Annotated in this window: 15 protein-coding genes and 1 pseudogene; 11 read left to right on the forward strand and 5 right to left on the reverse strand. The window is 67.2% G+C overall.

The genetic code is table 11. The features are described from left to right. Positions 1-123: 123 nt before the first annotated feature. Complete coding sequence (locus tag ACIRU3_RS42170) at positions 124-915, forward strand: GNAT family N-acetyltransferase (protein ID WP_404068700.1); 792 nt, start codon at positions 124-126, stop codon at positions 913-915. Then, positions 912-1,136 carry a translation initiation factor IF-1 gene (gene infA, locus ACIRU3_RS42175; RefSeq protein WP_188182509.1) on the forward strand — a complete coding sequence of 75 codons (225 nt, stop codon included), beginning with the start codon at positions 912-914 and terminating at the stop codon, positions 1,134-1,136. The genes ACIRU3_RS42170 and infA overlap by 4 nt, the downstream gene beginning before the upstream one ends. A gap of 303 nt (positions 1,137-1,439) precedes the next feature. Here infA and ACIRU3_RS42180 read toward each other — a convergent pair whose 3' ends face one another. Next, a complete protein-coding gene (locus ACIRU3_RS42180; RefSeq protein ID WP_404068703.1) occupies positions 1,440-1,988 on the reverse strand; it encodes a hypothetical protein in 549 nt (182 codons plus the stop codon). Between the two features lie 462 nt (positions 1,989-2,450). Here ACIRU3_RS42180 and ACIRU3_RS42185 point away from each other — a divergent pair, with 462 nt between their 5' ends. Next, a complete protein-coding gene (locus tag ACIRU3_RS42185; RefSeq protein ID WP_404068706.1) occupies positions 2,451-3,959 on the forward strand; it encodes a DUF4246 domain-containing protein in 1,509 nt (502 codons plus the stop codon). A 7-nt stretch (positions 3,960-3,966) separates the two neighbouring features. Here ACIRU3_RS42185 and ACIRU3_RS42190 read toward each other — a convergent pair. Together ACIRU3_RS42190 and ACIRU3_RS42195 are read right to left on the reverse strand one after the other, a co-directional pair. Then, a pseudogene (locus ACIRU3_RS42190) lies at positions 3,967-4,107 on the reverse strand (IS5/IS1182 family transposase); the annotation flags it as partial. A gap of 665 nt (positions 4,108-4,772) precedes the next feature. Further along, complete coding sequence (locus tag ACIRU3_RS42195) at positions 4,773-5,321, reverse strand: DM13 domain-containing protein (protein ID WP_404068709.1); 549 nt, start codon at positions 5,319-5,321, stop codon at positions 4,773-4,775. A gap of 372 nt (positions 5,322-5,693) precedes the next feature. Between ACIRU3_RS42195 and ACIRU3_RS42200 the strand changes: the two genes are divergently transcribed. The 5 genes from ACIRU3_RS42200 (at position 5,694) to ACIRU3_RS42220 (ending at position 10,042) form a co-directional block, all read left to right on the forward strand. Next, a complete protein-coding gene (locus tag ACIRU3_RS42200; protein WP_404068711.1) occupies positions 5,694-5,852 on the forward strand; it encodes a hypothetical protein in 159 nt (52 codons plus the stop codon). Between the two features lie 285 nt (positions 5,853-6,137). Then, positions 6,138-6,932 carry an alpha/beta fold hydrolase gene (locus ACIRU3_RS42205; protein WP_404068713.1) on the forward strand — a complete coding sequence of 265 codons (795 nt, stop codon included), beginning with the start codon at positions 6,138-6,140 and terminating at the stop codon, positions 6,930-6,932. 110 nt (positions 6,933-7,042) lie between these two features. Next, entirely contained in the window at positions 7,043-7,618 is a 576-nt protein-coding gene (locus ACIRU3_RS42210) for a TetR/AcrR family transcriptional regulator (RefSeq protein ID WP_404068716.1), read from the forward strand. Between the two features lie 589 nt (positions 7,619-8,207). Further along, entirely contained in the window at positions 8,208-8,921 is a 714-nt protein-coding gene (locus tag ACIRU3_RS42215) for a response regulator (RefSeq protein ID WP_404068719.1), read from the forward strand. Positions 8,922-8,923: 2 nt separating this feature from the next. Further along, entirely contained in the window at positions 8,924-10,042 is a 1,119-nt protein-coding gene (locus tag ACIRU3_RS42220) for a sensor histidine kinase (RefSeq protein WP_404068722.1), read from the forward strand. Positions 10,043-10,293: 251 nt separating this feature from the next. Here the strand turns inward: ACIRU3_RS42220 and ACIRU3_RS42225 are convergent, their stop codons facing one another. Beyond that, entirely contained in the window at positions 10,294-11,013 is a 720-nt protein-coding gene (locus ACIRU3_RS42225) for a DinB family protein (RefSeq protein ID WP_404068725.1), read from the reverse strand. Positions 11,014-11,589: 576 nt separating this feature from the next. Between ACIRU3_RS42225 and ACIRU3_RS42230 the strand changes: the two genes are divergently transcribed. Both ACIRU3_RS42230 and ACIRU3_RS42235 read left to right on the forward strand, forming a co-directional pair. Next, positions 11,590-11,898 (forward strand): hypothetical protein, encoded by a 309-nt coding sequence (locus ACIRU3_RS42230; protein WP_404068728.1) that lies wholly within the window; start codon positions 11,590-11,592, stop codon positions 11,896-11,898. A gap of 7 nt (positions 11,899-11,905) precedes the next feature. After that, positions 11,906-12,424 carry a hypothetical protein gene (locus tag ACIRU3_RS42235; RefSeq protein WP_404068731.1) on the forward strand — a complete coding sequence of 173 codons (519 nt, stop codon included), beginning with the start codon at positions 11,906-11,908 and terminating at the stop codon, positions 12,422-12,424. Positions 12,425-12,779: 355 nt separating this feature from the next. Here the strand turns inward: ACIRU3_RS42235 and ACIRU3_RS42240 are convergent, their stop codons facing one another. After that, positions 12,780-13,235, reverse strand: a complete 456-nt coding sequence (locus ACIRU3_RS42240) for a MarR family winged helix-turn-helix transcriptional regulator (protein WP_404068734.1) — start codon at positions 13,233-13,235, stop codon at positions 12,780-12,782. On the opposite strand from ACIRU3_RS42240, the gene ACIRU3_RS42245 reads away from it, so the two are divergent. Beyond that, positions 13,216-14,328 (forward strand): NAD-dependent epimerase/dehydratase family protein, encoded by a 1,113-nt coding sequence (locus tag ACIRU3_RS42245; RefSeq protein WP_404068737.1) that lies wholly within the window; start codon positions 13,216-13,218, stop codon positions 14,326-14,328. The genes ACIRU3_RS42240 and ACIRU3_RS42245 overlap by 20 nt on opposite strands. The last annotated feature ends 312 nt before the right edge of the window (positions 14,329-14,640 follow it).

The following is a 14,640-nucleotide window of genomic DNA, read 5'->3' on the forward strand; positions in this document are numbered from 1 at the left end:
TGGAGGTGAGACCCGTGAACACAGTTACCCATGGGCGCTCCCTCAACCCGTCACGGTCCGGCGGCTGACATTCGGTGTCGCCAGGAGCGCCTGAGATCGAGGCACTCCTGGAATGAGACTCCGATGAACACGAAGCCTTTCATATCTGGCCTGAGCGAGAACGCGGTGATGATCACGCGCGTCGCGGACAGGCAATGGCATGCACTGGATGACGACCTGGTGGTCGGCCGCGGGCATGCGGAGCACCGGCCCGACGGACGCTTGTTCGTCAGCATCGACGCCTGGCACGACGCCGCCTTCGACCGGCTCGCCGAGGCGATGCTGGCGGTCCTGCCAGTGCCGCTGCACACGGTGGTCGACGAAGCCGACGTCGAGCTGACGGCCGGCTGGCGGCGGGCCGGTTTCACGATCCGGCGCCGCGAGTGGGAGTACGTCGTGCCGACCGACCCGCGGGTCACAGGGCTCGAAGCAGTACTGCCGCCTTCGGGCGTGACGATCGTGCCCGCCGGTCAGGCGGACGAGAGCCTGTTGCGGGCGGTGGACCGCGCGATCCGTGACGAAGTCGACGCGACCGTCGGGTGGCAGTCGATGCCCGCGGAGGTGATTCCCCGCCCCGAAGGCGACACCATCGTCGACCCGTCGACGTACGCGGTGGCCGCGGCGCCGGACCGATACCTGGGTCTGATCCGGGTGGTGACGAGGAACCGGCCGCGCATCGGGCTGGTCGCGGTCCGGGCCGACGAGCAGCGCCGCGGTATCGCGCGGGCGCTGCTGGCCCACGCGCTGGGGACGCTGCACCGCTCCGGGTCCGCCGCGGCCTGGACCGAAGTCCACGAGTCCAACCAAGCAGCCTCGGTGCTGTTCGAGGGCATCGGCGCCCGGCCGATGAGCAGCAACCTGGAGCTGGTGCGATGACGAAGAACAAGAACGTCATCGAAGTCGAGGGCAAGGTCGTCGAGTGCCTGCGCAGCGCCATGTTCACCGTGGAGCTCGAGAACGGCCACCGAGTGCTCGCGCACATCAGCGGGAAGATCCGCAAGAACTACATCAAGATCATGCTGGAAGACAGGGTGTTGGTGGAGCTCCCGCCGTACGACCTGACGCGCGGCCGGATCGTGTTCCGGTACCGGAACTAGCGGCGTTCGGCACCTTCCGCGGTAGCTGATCCTGGGGCCCCGGTCACGGCGTTTCCGTGACCGGGGCACCGATGATGGCTCGCACGGCCGCTGCGGCCACCGCTCCAGCCGCCGCCAGCAGGTCTGGCCCGAGCCGAACCTCAGTTCCAGGGGGAGCAGTTGCCAGGCGAAACATGGTGGGTCGTCCGAGCACGCGTTGACGCTGGAGGCCATTTCCCGCCCCGCCGGAGACGCCGGTCCCGTCTGCGTGACGGCTTCTGTCGCCGCGCAAAGCCGACACAACTCCGTCAGCGTTCGTAGCCATCACGGAAGCGCGGTCACAACCTGCAGTTGGCCAGGACGTCCAGCGGATCTCGATTCGGTGCGTTCAAGAGCCTCCTGCCAGGCATCATGGGTTCTATGGACCTGGCTGGCATTGCGGCGCTCTGCGCCCTCGCGGGAATCCCAGTTACCGTCGTCGTTGCGCGCTGGCAGATGCGCACCGCCCTGGAGCAGGCAGAGGCGAATCATCGCGCTGGTCAGGCTCAGGCTGAAGCGAGCCACCGCACCGCACTTGCCCAGGCCGAAGCAAGTCATCGTACAGCTTTGGAAGTTGCGCAAGCGTCGCATCGGAGTGCCCTGGAGCTGGCTGACGGAACCCATCAGCGTGCGATGGAGTTGGCTGACGCAGCCCATCAACGTGCGTTGGAGTTGGCGCAACTCCAGGCAGATACTGAATTCTCCAATTTGCGATGGGTTATGCGCAGAGACCTCTACAACCAGCTTCAAAGCGCGATCGACCGAATGCGGCGCCACGTAATGGCAAACGATGGCAGGCAGCAGGACATGGCTGACGCAAGTTGGGATATCCATGAGCTATACCACGCGTCAAGAATGGTGACGGGCACCAGGACTCGATCTGCCATTGAAGCGTGCATGAAGCATGTGCGCTGCTCCATTCGGACTGGAGCGTGGCGCGGCGCTCTGAATACTGGAGGCAGCGAGTGGCGCCGTGTCGCATGGAGCTGGATGACGCGATCAAGGAGGAGCTTGCAAGGATGCCGCGACAAATGAGCTTCGACATGTCCCGTATCGCAGAGGGGGATCGGCGAGCGGATGGAACTGCTCAGTTCAGCCGCCGTGTACTACCACCTGCCGCGAATGAGGGAGAACGGCGCGATCGTTCGTGAGTCTGGACTGTGGTCAGACGAGGCATCACACGACCACGTTGGAGCCCTGGCTCCCGGACCAGCGATGACAGGGGCCACGGCTGTGGTGTCAGTCTGCTGAAGTATCCTTCCAACCACCGCACACCGACTGGGGGGACCAAGAGAATTGACTGGCCTGCCTGCTTTCCCGCTGCCCTTTCATGCTTCCCGTTCCATATCGTTCGCGACACCCCGAACGCTGCGGGAACTTCAGATGATGCAGTGCAGCTCACACATTCGGGCGAAGCCCGGGTGGTTCGACAAGATGAACGACGCCGACATCGTCGGCAGGTGGACGCAAGAAGCGGTCGCCCAAGGCCTCACCGAAGCGCAGGTTCGTTACGTGCTTGCCGAACTTGTGCATTACGCCGCGCTGCGGGACGGACGAACCGGCGCCGAGGTGTCCGCCGTCGACGGGGTGTGGCAGTCGGACACACTGGTCGACGACAAACTCAGATCCCGGCTGCGCGAGGCGGTTCGGGTTCTGGAACAGGTCCCCGAAGCAGCACAGGACTGGCATCCCGGATCCGACGGCCGGGTACTGGATCTGGTTCATCCCTCACTGTTCTGCCTGGTGAGAGAGGTGAGTGGCGCGCCCGAGCGGGCTTGGCAGAACCCGACGGACCGCTACTCGAGGTACGAATTCTCGGAGAAATTCCAGTGGCTGCCCACGGACGTCGACGTCAGTGACGACGGCGATGTCGCCTTCCGTTCGTACGTCAACAACGTCCACCCCGAGACCCATCGCGAACTAGCCTCCGTCCTACCAGACTTGTTCGCGCGCTTGCGCCCTCTGCTGGAGAACGTGCTCACCGATCTGCACCATCCGCGGCCCCTGCGGATCGAGGCCGATCCTTTCGGATGGTACGACTCGGAGCCGGAGTATCCGGACAAGTCCTCCTACAGTGATGATGAGGCCTACGCAGAAGCCGTCCGTGCATGGGACGAGGCTCAGGACGACTGGTGGGAAAACCGCCGCCCGGCCATCCCGGACGCCCCGGCCTTCACCCCGCCCGAGTTGCCCGATGAAACCGCCCGAGTCGACCTGCGCGGTCGACGTCTCCAGGTCATCGTCAAGCTCGCCACCATTCATCTCACCCCGGACAAGCCCGAGTACACGGGCGGTTCCTGGCATGTCGAGGGGATGTTGAACGAGCGGATCGTCTCGACCGGCATCTACTACTGGGACAGCGAAAACATCACCGAAAGCCGGCTGAGCTTTCGGGCGGCACTCGACGACCCGCACTACGAACAGAGCGACGACAACGGTCTGCGTGAGGTCTATGGTCTGGAGGACGAAGACGCACTGAACCAGGTGCTGGGATCGGCATCGACCCCAGCGGGCCGCTGCCTGGCATTCCCGAACATCCTGCAACACCGCGTCGGCTCATTCCGCCTCATCGACCACACCCGCCCGGGACATCGCAAAATTCTCGCGTTCTTCCTGGTCGACCCGTCGGAAGAGATCGTCTCGACATCCGATGTGCCACCACAACAACCATGGTCCGACTCCTCGACCATGACGCTCGAACAGGCCAAGAACTACCGCGAACAACTCATGCAGGAACGTAAGTTCTTCGTCAACGAACACAACGAGCAGCTCTACGAACGAGAATTCTCCCTGTGCGAGCACTGAATCTCTTCTATCCTGAAGACGTACAGGTCAGGAGGGTGTGAACAGCCTGGACGATGGTGCCGATGCGGCGGGTGGAGCATCTGGCCCGCCGGAGCAGTCGCCAGGTTTTCAGCCGTGCGAAGGCACGCTCTCCAGGAACTCGCGGCCGGGGCGTGGGCTCGTCGGCAGGAGCTTGGTGCTGCCAATCGGAGTCTCGGCCTACCACGTGGTGATCCCGAAAACCGAGCACCCCACCCAACTAACCTTCCCGGCACGGATGCTGGACGTGTGGCACCCCGGGACCATGATGTTGCCGGCACTGGCGGGGGGCGCGATCGCCGCACTGGGCGCGTTGATCCCGGCACGTGCGGCGGCTCGGCAGGCCATTCCCCGTGTCCTGCACACCGAGTTACGACCGGGCCGTGACAGAGGGGGGCGTCCCAGGTCCTTGGCGGCCCGGGGGACGCCCCCCTGGTAACACCCATGCCCTTCTCGGACGCCCGAGCAGCAGCGCCGCACAGAGCTCCCACAGTCGTCAATTCCTCAACCCCGGATGGGCCCGAAGCAGTGGAGTGGGCGCCACCTGACACCATGCGTACGGTGCTTGTATGGGCAGGGACGCCTCGGCTGAGGCTGGTTGTGGACGCGGAGTATGGCACCGGGCATCGGCTGTGCCCTGGGTGCGGCTCTCCGCTACTCCGCCGCACCGGGGTGGTCCCGGACACCCTCGCGGCAGCCGCCTGAAGGTCCCCCACTGCCGTTCGGCATGCCTGCCCACTCGACCCGGGAAGTTGGGTAGTCAACGTCCCGCTGTCCAGCGCCAATTCGTCCCGGTCAACCTGCGGGACGCAGCTGTGCCGCCCCGAAGGACACGTTGAAGCGCTCGCACCAGACCGAGACGCTGTTGAGCTTGTCGAGGTCGACCGACGCAGGCAGTGCGTAGTTCTGGTCGCCCTTGTTGCCCTTGAGTTTGCCGAGGTCGACGTGAGTCCCGTCGTCGAACACCCGCCACCCGCCCGCGCCTTCCTTGACCGGGGCATCGGTGATCCAGACGTGCAGTGCGGGCCCGTTGCTGGTGTCCAGGCCTTCCAGGCGCAACGTCCGGGATCCGTCGGGCAGTTCGAGGACGCGTACGGTGCCCCGGGTGGAGTGTTCGTGGCTGATCAACTGGCCTTGGGCGAGCGTTCGTAGCCCGCCGCTTTTGGTGCCCGAGGCAGCCTCGCCCGCCGCCGGGGTGACCGCGGCGGGCAGCGCCTCCCGTACGGTCTCGTCGGTCCACAGCTTCCATGGCTGGAACCAGTAGAGGGCCGCTGCTGCCACCGTCAGGCCGAGGAGCAGTGCGGCGGTGATCGCTCGCCTACTCGGCCTTCGTCGTACACGCATGTCTGCCTCCAGGGTCACGTCAGTTGATGCCGTGATCGATTCAACGGCAGCGCAGCGGCTCCGCGTCCCGGATCCGGATGACGGAACTCTTACGGCGCCCGACCTCATCGGCGGTTCGTCGGATTCGCCGCCGCCAGTTGCTGCCTGGCCTTCATGCCTGCCCTTCGTGTCTGGCCGCCGTGGACCGCCCCGAACCAAACCGGATAGGTAATCCGGATGCGTGCTACGATCCAGCCATAGGAAGCGGATGAACTATCCGAATCGCTGAATGGGGTCGTGATTCATGAAGCTGGGAAGCCTTGGCCACGACGGCAGCTACGGCGGGCGTGGGGCGCTGGTGCGTCCGTTCCGACCAACATCGGTGCGTATGACGTGGCCGCGCGACTGGGCCGGGCGGGCGCCTCGGACGTCGCCGCCTGCGATGCGGAGCTGATCGGTAGGACGGGTGTCGCCCTCACTGCCCGCACGCGCACGATCGTGCCGTTCCGCGTGGCGACTCGCATCGACCGGGCCGCACACCGGCTCAGCTGAACACGAGGCACCCCTGGAAGCCTGGCTGAGCCAGACAGACGTTGAGATGGATACCCCCTTCTGCCCCGTTCCGCCGGAGCCACGGATCCCCCTCCGCCCGGAAGGGCGAAGCCGCCACGGAGGACATGGGGTGACCGTCGCGCAGACGCCCGCACGGCTTCTCCGCCAGGTCCCGGGACACGGCCTCGCCTCGACGCCACGCGCCCACCCATTAGTGCCGATCGCTCCGGCCGGTCGGTGGCCGGCCGAGCTCACGCAGCCAATCAAGCACTCAAGGACAAAGCCATGACCGATGCAGCTCCCATCTCCTATGCCCGTACCGTCCGCGGCTCCGGTCCCGGCCTCCTCCTCGCCCATGGTGCGGGCGGCGGCATCGAGGCCAACTACGGATCGATCATGGACGGGCTCGCCGCGCAGCACACAGTCGTCGGGGTCGACTACCCGGGCTCGGGGGAAACCCCGGCCACGGAGGCACCCCTGGACCTCGATGTGCTGGTGGACCAGCTTGTCGCGGCGGCAGACGCCGAAGGCCTCGACACGTTCGCCGTCTCCGGGTACTCCTTGGGCGGCCCGGTCGCCGCCCGCACCGCCGTCCGTCACCCGGACCGCGTCACCTCTCTCGTGCTGAGTGCCACCTTCGCCCATGTGGACACCCGAACCGAGCTGGCAACCGACATCTGGCACGCGCTCCACGAGTCCGGACAGCACGTCCTGCTCGCCCAGTACCTGACCCTGCTGGCCTTGAGCGCGCCGGTGCTGAACTCCCTCGCTCCCGCTCAGGTACGTGCCGCCGCCGAGCACACTGCAGCAGTCATCCCTGCGGGCACCGGTGCTCAGGTCGACCTGGTCCGCCGTGCCGACGTGCGCGAAGACCTCGCCGCGATCACCGTGCCGACCCTGGTCATCGTCACCGCCGCCGACTCCCTGATCCCGGCCACCCTCCAGCACCAGCTGGCCGCGGCCGTCCCCGGAGCGGAAATCGCCGAGCTGGGCACCGGGCATCTGCCCTTCGTGGAGCAGCCGAAGGAGTGGCTGGGGCTGATCACGGACTTCCTCGGCCGGCAGCAGGACCGGCACTGAGGGGCCGCGGTCACCAGTCGGCCGGCGCAGCAGGCGCGTCACCTGGAGCGCTTGCCCATGGCCGAAGGCAGGGCCACGTGATGACTCACCGACGCAATTAGACTGCCCACATGACGACCACGCCGCTGCGCAAGGATGCTGCCCGCAACTGGCAACGGATCGTCGCCGTCGCCCGTGACCTGGTCGACGAGGGAACGCCGTTGCAGCTCAACGACGTCGCCCGCCGTGTCGGGCTCGGGGTCGGCACCGTCTACCGGCACTTTCCCACAGCCGAAGCGTTGCTGGAGACGGTCGCCACCCCATCCCTGGAGGCCCTCGTCGCCCACGGCGAGCAGGCGCTGTCCGACACGGACCCCTGGCGAGCGCTGGAGGGTTTCCTCCTGCGCACCGTGGAAGCGCAGGTCAGCGATCCTTCCCTGTCCACCGTCGCAGCCGCGGCGTCCGACACCTTGCCGCGCACCACGGAACTGAAACAGTCGCTGAGCTCCGTGGGCAACACACTGCTGGACCGGGCCCGCGCGGCAGGGACCATCCGACCCGACTTTGCCTCTGCCGACCTGGTCCCGCTGATGTGCGGCGTCGCCTACGCCGTGCAGGTCCACAGCCCCGGCCGAGCCGACCGTCTCGCCACCGCCGAACGCTACCTGGCCACGCTGCTCGGAGGGTTGCGTGCCACACCGCGCTGACGCGCCGGTCCTGCCCGAGTGACCTCATCGCCCCGCTTCACGGCGGGTGACGTCGTTTGCCGGCCACCGCAGGATTCCTGATCACCAGCCGTGGATGGTGACTGATCCGGCGTGGTGACGACCTGATCGTCCGCCCGAGTGAAGGGACAGGACCAGGCCAAGCCCGAGCTGTTCGACGGACTGCTCGGCGCCTTGGATGATCTCGGGAAAGTACGCCGTTCTGCACGGGACGGCGATGCCGATGACCGGCGCCTTCGGCGCCCGTCATCGTTCTCCTCATTGCAGGCCCACCGTTGACGCGTTGGACGACATGACTGGGCTGTAGCACCGGAGATCGTCCGAGGCGATGCGTGCTGCGCCCATGCCGGATCCTTGTCGCCGAGCGGGGCCAGGATCGCGGCTCTGCTGCTCACCAGGGGCGCGGAAACTCGGCCACCGCCAACTCCACATGTCACTTCTTCGCATACCGGAAGAGCCCTCGGTGTCCGTGTGGCCGCCGGTCCACAGTGACGACACCTCGCCGGAACCCTGGCCGCGCCTTGCGAGGGCAGGCGCTGAAGCGGGCGGACGGACATGCGAGGCTTGCGCTATGCAACCTGAACCTCCACATCGGGTCCTCGTCGTCGATGACGACCCGACCGTCACAGAAGTCGTCACCGGCTATCTGAGGCATGCCGGCCTGCTCGTCGACAACGCCGCTGACGGACCCGAGGCCCTGGCGTGCGTCGCCGGCACACGTCCCGATCTGGTGATCCTTGACCTCATGCTGCCGGGCATGGACGGCATCGACGTGTGCCGCGCCTTGAACCGGAACCCACCGGCCCCCGCCGTCATCATGCTCACGGCACGGGGCGAGGAGGAGGACCGGGTCCTGGGCCTGGAAGTCGGCGCTGACGACTACGTCACCAAGCCTTTCAGCCCACGCGAACTCGCACTGAGGGCGCGGGCCGTGCTTCGTCGCCGGGCCGCCGTCGCGGTCGCGCCCACCACCGGTCTGCTCACCGCCGCGGACCTGGTGGTCGATCCCGCCGCCCGCCGGGTCGTCCGGGACGGCGAGGAAATTCCCCTCACGCTGAGGGAGTTCGATCTGCTCGTGCACCTCATGCGCAACCGGGGGCAGGCGATCACCCGGGAGCGGCTCCTGCAAGAGGTATGGGGCTGGGAGTTCGGCGACCTGTCCACCGTCACGGTTCACGCGCGACGCCTTCGTTCCAAGATCGAGAAGGATCCTGCGCACCCTCAGCTGATCCAGACCGTCTGGGGAGTGGGCTACCGCTTCGATTCCGCTGCGGAGGGAAACTGACCGTGGTCCGCGACATCATTCTGATCATCCTCTACGCTCTCGGCGGCGCGCTCGTGGCCGGTGCGCTGGGGGCCGGGGTCCTGCGTTCGGTACGACATCGCTCGACGGCGGTCTCCCTGGCTGTCGTCGCGGCCGTCGCGGTGACAACGATGCTGGCCGGAACACTCAGTGTCGCCTGGGCGATGTTCCTGTCGGAGCACGACCTGTTCGTGGTCACCATGGTCGTGGCCACGGCAGCTGTCGTCTCCTTCGCCGTGACCCTTCTCCTGGGCAGATGGGTGGTCGCCCGGAGCCAGGCGTTGACCCAGGCGGCCCGATCCTTCGGCGAAGGCGGCACGTTCGCGGCGCCGGCCGAGGCCGGAACCGCAGAACTGGAAGCTCTGAGCAGGGAACTGGCCATCACCAGTGCCAAGTTGAACGAGTCACGTGAACGTGAGCGGGCGCTGGAGACCTCCCGGCGAGAACTCGTCGCGTGGATCTCCCACGATCTACGGACCCCACTGGCCGGCGTACGGGCGATGGCGGAGGCACTCGAGGACGGCGTCGCCCCCGATCCCGATCGGTACTACCGCCAGATCCGGACGGAGACGGAGCGACTGAACAACATGGTCGGCGAGCTCTTCGAGCTGTCCCGTATCCACGCGGGGGCACTCTCGTTGATGCCGACCCGCATCTCGACGTACGACCTGGTCGGCGAGGCGCTGGCCAGTGTCGACGCACTCGCGCAGAAGCTCGGAGTACGGCTCGTCGGGGACCAGGTGGCACATATGCCGATCGAGGTGGACGGCAAGGAGATGACGCGCGTCCTGTACAACCTGCTCACCAACGCCCTGCACCGCACCCCGATGGACGGAACCGTCGTCATCGCGGCGGAACCCAGGGCGGACGACACAGTGGTGGTCTCGGTGACCGACGGGTGCGGCGGCATCCCCGAGCAGGATCTGCCCCGGGTCTTCGACACCGGCTGGCGTGGCACCGCGGCGCGCACACCACCCGGCGGCGCGGGCCTCGGCCTTGCGATCGTCCGGGGCATCGTCGAGGCCCACGCGGGCCGCGCCACCGTACACAACGTCACCAACGGCTGCCGCTTCGAGGTGGCCCTGCCCAAAGCCGCCACCTGAGGCCGCATCTTGACCGTCGCTCATGAGGCGATCGGGGCGACGGTGAAGAGACCCCCCGGCCGGGTTCTCCCACGAGACACCGCCGGGGGAGGGCAAAGCCTTTGGTGGAGAGGGATTTCGTCGTCGAGAGCCCCCTACCAGGGGCTTGGCTGCTCGGTGAGCTCGACTGGCAGGCTCGCCCGACCGGTTCGGACACTCACCGTCCTGTGGATCGGAAGCGCCATGGCGGACGTGACGCGGCGAGCCCGGGCCTATCCGTGAGTGGTGAAGCGGGCCTGCCAGAGGTCGCGAAGCAGCGCGATCTCGGCCATGTGGTGGATGAATTCGAGGTTGGACCCCCACAGCACGGCGACGAACGGATCGTCGGGGTCGGAGCCGTATGGATACTGCGAGAAGCCGATCGTGTCGAGCTGCTCGTCGGTCACGGTGGCGACGCTGTCACGCCACCGGTCCATCAGCGCCCAGAACCGCTCGACCGCCAAAGCGGCGGAGGGGGTGAAGTCGACCAGCACCTTCGGCTCCTGCCGCCGTTCACCGAAGGCCCACTCCCATCCGCCGGCGAAACAGGAGTGCAGGTGCCCCAGCCGCCATGCGATGGTGGTGACCGGGGTCTCGTCGGGCTCCGGCGGGCCGGTGTGGCCGAGGACCTGCTCGACCCGCTCGACGCTCACTCCCCAGTCGTCGGCGATCTTGGCGACGGTCATACCGCCGGCGGCCTGCCGGGCGACCTCCGCGTACTCGCCTGCCGGGATGTCCGGGGCGCCTTGATCGAGAACCCAGTCGCCGGGCCCGAACGCCCTCGGTGTCGCCGCCTCGGCCCGGCGCCGGATCGACCAGCAACCGGGCACCGGCTCCCAGAGATACTCCTCGTCGCCCAGTCCCGCCAGCCGTACCTCGGCCTTCTCCCTGGCGCAGTCGAACTGATCGAGCAGCAAGCCCAGACGGCTGGTCCGCCCACGCTCGGTCTCCATGTCTGGCCCCTTTCGCGGTCACGTACCTCGCCATGCTCAGGTGGAGGCTAACGGCCCGCTCGCACGGGACGCGATGGGATTTCCGCGCCCTCGGCCACCGGTCCGCGACGCGTTGTGGTCCTGGCTCCGTCGCCGGCAAGGGACTGGCGAGGAACTGGCGAGGATCGCCTCGGACAATCGCCATCGCTACACCCAGTCGTCCGGTCCAGCGCGTTGGTGTTGAGCCGGCCATGTGGAGAACGGTGCACGAGAGCACTCTGGTGGTCGGCCTTGGGAGGGGCCGCCACAACGACGCCAAGGGCGCAGTCCAGGACCCTTGCTCAGTCCTTCGGCGGCGCGTGCGCGAAGTCGGCGCCATGGGCGGAATAGGCCGTGCGGAGTACGCCGTGGCGAACACGTCCGCTTGGCAGTTCGTTGCCGGCCACCGGTACCGCCGCGACTCGAGCGGGCAGTGCGCCCGCTGGGGAACCCATCGCAACTCCGGGCCGGAAGTGCGACCTTACCGATTGCTGACGACCACCCCGCATGAAGCCCGCAAGGGCCCGTCCGCATCTAGCGTGATCGGTAAATCCCCGTGTGCGACCGGTCGGCGCAATCTGCGCCGGCTACCGGTTCGGCCTGGAAGACCCTGAATATCCTTGGAAAGGCAAGAAGATGACTGTTGAGACGCTTCCGGTCTGCGCTTACCCGGAGTGCACCAATCTGCCTGTAGCGCCGACGCCCGGTGCGCCGGCTCCGCGCTATTGCGCTCATCCCGAGCACAACGCGCTGGGCGCCTTCCGTAAGTTCCGCGCCAAGAGGCAGCAGCGCAAGGAGGAGAAGCGCCAGGCATCCGAGGCCAAGAAGGCGGTCAAGGCGGCGGCCATTGTTCAGCCCCCCCGTTGAGTTGACCATGGCTCCGGCCGAAGTCCAGGCGCCTGACTCGGGCTCTCCCCAGGTCGAGGAGGCGGCGGAAGCCGTGCAGGACGGGTCTGGAGGCCGCGACGATCTCATTGCACTCATGTCGCAGCTGGCCAGGGACCTGCCTGTCTACATCGAAGAGCTGGCCATCATCACGGACTCAGCTGCGGCCGAGGCGCGCATCGAGACCGTGACCAAGGCTTCGGCTCAGCGGACTCTGGCCGCCGAACAGCGCACCGCGCTGGCGGAAGAGGCCGCCGAGATGGCAATCGCCGAGCTCGACGACGCCAAGCAGCGGTTCGAAAAGGAGAAGGAGAAGATCCGCAAGGAGACCGCGCAGCAGGTTGCTGACGCCGAGTTCGTGCGTGCTGAGCTCGAACGCTGCCGCGAGCGGGTCGCTCAGCTCGAGGACCGTCTCGACAAGGTGCGCGAGGAGGCGGACGCGGCCCGCAGGGAGCGCAGTGACCTCGCGCTGAGGATCGAAGGCCAGCGCGCAGAACTCGGCAAGTAGTCCGACAACTGGTCCGACAAGTAGTCATCGACTGCCCTCGCGGCGAGCGGAGCGCCGCTCGCCGCGAGTCCGGGCTCCGCGGGCTGCGACTGGCCGCTGCTCCGCCTACCGCCGGCGCCGGCCGAGGACTTCGTAGAGTGCCCCTGGGGTGACCGTGATGCCCCGGCAGGTGCCGCAGCCGAAGCCTGCGAGGTTGTGGCGCCGTCCGCGCCGGTTACTCACCCACTTTCGTCGGCTCGGCGCTGACGCGCCGGCCCATGTGACGGGACTTTTGCCTCGGTGATCGTCCGAGGTGACCCGCACGGCACGCGGGTGGATTCCTTACCGTCAGGCCGCGCCCGGGACGCAGGACTTGTCAGCGCAGTTTCGCCTTCATGAGCAGGGCGTTGAGGGTTCGGCGCTCTGTGGGGTCGAGTGCGGCGAGTGTGGACGTCTCAAAGAGGCGGCGGCTGAGCGCGGTCCAGACGTCATGACCCTGCTCGGTGAGAGCGAGGGTGCGCTTTCGGCCGTCGGTCGGATGGGGACGCCGTTCGATCAGACCAGCCGCCTGAAGCTTGTCGGCAGCCAGGCTGACGGTCGACGGGTCGCAGTTCAGACGGGTGGCCAGGTCTCGCATGGTGAGGGGCGGCCCATGCGGATCGAGCGCCCAAAGGAGTCCGCTGGACGACACGGTCAGGTCGAATTCCGTCAGTACGTCGCCGACCACCGCCGTGGTCGTGTCCGCGACCTCGGTGAAAAGCCGTAGGAGTCTGACCGTCTCCTCGACGTCATCGCTTCGGTCCTGGTCGACGGTGCGTTCTGAATCCCTCACGAGGCCATGGTACTGTCTGCAAATCAATGAATATTTCAATGACTTTCTGGAGGATGTGATGCGGGTGAGCGATGGAATCGGTGGGCGTCAGCCCTCTTGTGTGCTGGTCACGGGCGGCAGCGGGTACCTGGCGACGTGGATCATCGCCGACTTGCTGGTACGCGGCTATCGAGTCCGGACCACTGTCCGTGACCTCGCTCGCGCCGACCGTGTCCGGCAGGCTGTCGCTGAGCGGGTCGACCCTGTGAAGCTCTCGTTCGTTCGGGCCGACCTCCTGTCCGATGAGGGCTGGGACGCCGCGATGGAGGGTGTCGACTTCGTTCAGCACGTCGCCTCCCCGCTGGGGACCGACCGCTCGCAGGATCTCGTCCGTACCGCCCGCGTAGGTGTTCGCCATGTCCTCGGCGCAGCCGACAAGGCCGGCGTCCGGCGCGTCGTGCTCACGTCGTCGGCCGTGGCCGCACTGCCGGATGACGACGGCGTCGTGGCGGACGAAACCGTCTGGGCCAGCCCGACCGACAAGCCCGCAGACCTCTATGCCCGCTCGAAGACCCTGGCGGAGCGCGACGCCTGGACGTTTGTCGGTACGAGCGGCGTCGCGCTGGAGCTGACGACCGTCCTGCCGGCCTTCATCCAGGGGCCGGTCCTGGGGCAGATCAGCGAGGGCTCCTCAGTCGACGTGGTGCGGCAGCTGTTGGCGGGCAAGATGTCCGCTGTCCCCAACATCGGCTGGAACATCGTCGATGTCCGTGACCTCGCGGATCTGCACGTCCGGGCCATGATCGCTCCAGAGGCGGCCGGAGAACGTTTCCTGGGCGCCGGGGAGTTCCTGTGGCTGCGCGACATAGCCGAACTGCTGCGCAACGGCCTCGGGGACGACGCCGCCAAGGTCCCCACCCGCAGGGTCCCCGACCTCGTCGTGCGGTTGGGTGCCCGAGCCAACCCGGTGATGGCTCAGATCGCGCCCCTGCTGGGTCGCAAGGACCACCTCGACGCGACCAAAGCCGAAAAGCTCCTCGGGTGGCGCTCCCGCCCAGCCGACCACTCCATCCTCGACGCCGCGCGTAGCCTCATCGTCGGCGGGAGCGTCTGACCGCTTGGCGCGCCATCTTTCGGGCACGCACGTCAGGCACGTGCCTTGCGCCGGCACCGGATGACGGAACGAGTGCCCACGCCTCCATCTGCCATCTAGCGAGGGGACCCGCGCGTCTACGTGTGGGGGGAATCAGTTCTCTGGGCTGTTCTGACCTCAACTCTGCGCGCGGATCTGCACGTTGAACCCAGCTGGCTAGATGTGTGTCACCTCTATGGTGATCGTGGTGACTGTGACGCGGAAGGTTCGCCGGTACTGCGGCGGTGTGTACGACTTGGGACTGCACGTGGTGTGGTGCCCGAAGTACCGCCG

The sequence above is a fragment of the Streptomyces sp. NPDC101151 genome (genome assembly GCF_044768335.1).
In the GTDB taxonomy this organism is placed as follows: Bacteria; Actinomycetota; Actinomycetes; order Streptomycetales; family Streptomycetaceae; genus Streptomyces.